This window comes from Rhodocytophaga aerolata, assembly GCF_030503435.1.
Lineage (GTDB): Bacteria > Bacteroidota > Bacteroidia > Cytophagales > 172606-1 > Rhodocytophaga > Rhodocytophaga aerolata.
This window is the reverse complement of sequence record NZ_JAUKPO010000129.1, coordinates 1-2,252: the sequence shown is the minus strand read 5'-3', so window position 1 is coordinate 2,252 and position 2,252 is coordinate 1. Positions and strand designations below refer to the sequence as shown.

General features: G+C 40.8%; 1 protein-coding gene. It reads left to right on the top strand.

Translation table 11 applies throughout. The features are described 5' to 3' along the window. Positions 1 to 718: 718 nt before the first annotated feature. Positions 719 to 2,140, top strand: coding sequence for a PQQ-dependent sugar dehydrogenase (locus Q0590_RS37065; RefSeq protein WP_436714355.1), 1,422 nt, complete (start codon positions 719 to 721; stop codon positions 2,138 to 2,140). The last annotated feature ends 112 nt before the right edge of the window (positions 2,141 to 2,252 follow it).

Below are 2,252 nucleotides of genomic sequence, written 5' to 3'. Positions count from 1 at the left end.
ATAGAAGGTTTGACAGTCAACAAGTAAGCCTTATTATAGGTGAAAGCTGAAGATGTGATAGAAAAGGGGTGATTGTCGATAAATAAAAAAAATATGCAGCACATCCTTTGTTTAAAACCACCTAAAACCTAAACTTATATGATCAATTGACCATGTACCAAAGATAGTAGGTGCTTGGTTAGCAAGTAGCTTATGTTTCCGCTAGATCCTACAACTGTGAAAAGCAAGTAGAATTGGCATGTAAACTAGCTGTTGAAAAGCCTCATGAGTGGCAGTTGTATTCTCCGTTCTGTTTGCTCTCTATGCTATACTCTACAAAAAGGCAAATCAAGGGTAATCGGTCTTCCTATCCTAATTGCCAAAAAGCATGTATTACCACAGCTACTAGTGCCGCTAAAGAGAAGAATATGTATTTTTTAGGAATTCACTTACATGGATTTATCGGAGAAATTACTCAGGTGCGCGCTACAACCAGGCCAATGAACAGTTTATTGATAAGAGTTAAGATGTATTTCAAAGAATATTTATAAAAAGAGTTTCCGTTAAAAGGTTCTATAGACTAGTTTTCGTTTTGAGCATTTCGATCCAAAAGCTCTCACGTAGAAGCATCGTGTCAACTGAGCCCGGAGTATTTTACGGTTATAGAGCAAAAAGCAATTGAAAATCGTTCACTTTTTAACAATTTAAACAATGATACACCACCCAAACGAATGAAGGTATGATTTTGAGAATTCTTTTCCTGAAGAAAACTTTGCTTATTGTTGCCGGCATGGCTGCAGCACATTTTCTTTCCGCTCAATCAGGCGAGAAAATTTATGCAAACTATTGTAGCGGATGTCATGGTTCAAAATTACAAGGGAGTGCAGCAACCTCACTTGTAAAGACAAGCTGGCAACATGGGGGTGATCGAAAGTCAATCATGAAAAGCATAAGCAATGGAATCCCTGGCACAGAGATGGCTAAATGGGAAGGTATACTTTCTGCTAAAGATATCGAAGCAGTAACTGACTTTATTCTGGCAGCCCAGAAGAAGCCCGTGCAGAATAAGGTAGCATCCCTGCCGCTGGTAGTTCCAACCAAAGACTATCAACTCAAGATTGAGAAACTTATTACTTCGGGTTTGGACACCCCCTGGGGAATTGAGTTTGTGGATGAGAAGAGAGCTTTAATTTCTCAACGATCCGGGCAACTGAGTTGGATGATAAATGGAAAGTTAGATCCTAAACCCATAACTGGAACGCCGGTAACCTATGCGCAAGGGGTTACAGGAGGTTACATGGATATTGCCCTTGATCCGGATTATTCGAAGAATGGATGGGTGTATCTTGCATACAGTGAGAATTCGATCAACTCTCAGGATGAGAATACCCCTGGCATGACGAAGGTACTTCGTGGAAAGATACTCGATTATAGGTGGAGGGATGAGCAAGTATTGTTCCAGGTTGCTGATTTTCTCAAGCTTTCAAAGGGCGTTCGCTGGGGTTGCCGGTTGTTGTTTACTAAACAAGGCCACTTGTATTTTTCAGTTGGTGATATGGGACGTGGAGCTGATTCCCAAATTTTGTCGCGCCCATCAGGAAAAGTGTATCGCATCTATGCAGATGGATCAATACCTAAGGATAATCCGCTCTATGGAAATGAGAATGTTCTTCAAGCAATTTATAGCTGGGGTAATCGGAATGTGCAAGGCATGGCACAACATCCCCTTACTGGAGTTATTTATGCCAGTGAGCACGGCCCCAGGGGGGGTGATGAATTGAACATCATTAAGAATGGGGCAAATTATGGGTGGCCTATAATAACATTTGGTATAGATTATAATGGTAGCATTATTTCAGATGACACGGCAAAGGTGGGCATGGAGCAGCCTATAGCTAAATGGACTCCATCCATTGCAGTAAGCGCTATTGAGTTTGTAACTTCTGAGAAATTTTCCAAGTGGAAGAATAATCTTATTGTCACAGCACTCGCCTTTCAGGAGATTCGCAGACTTGTTATTGATGGAGATCGAGTGTTAGAACAGGAGCTAATTTTGAAAGGTTATGGACGTGTTCGCGATGTTAAATTCGGAGCTGATGGGGCGATGTATCTGTTAATGAATGGGCCGGACGAAGTTTTGCGAGTGAGCCCTCAGCAATAGGTATTAAAGTTTATCTTAATTCTATGTACCTAACTTACCATCCATAGGTTAAAAAACCTAAAGAGATAAATAGGGTAACAATAAATGGTAGTTAAAGTAACAGCCCCTTTCT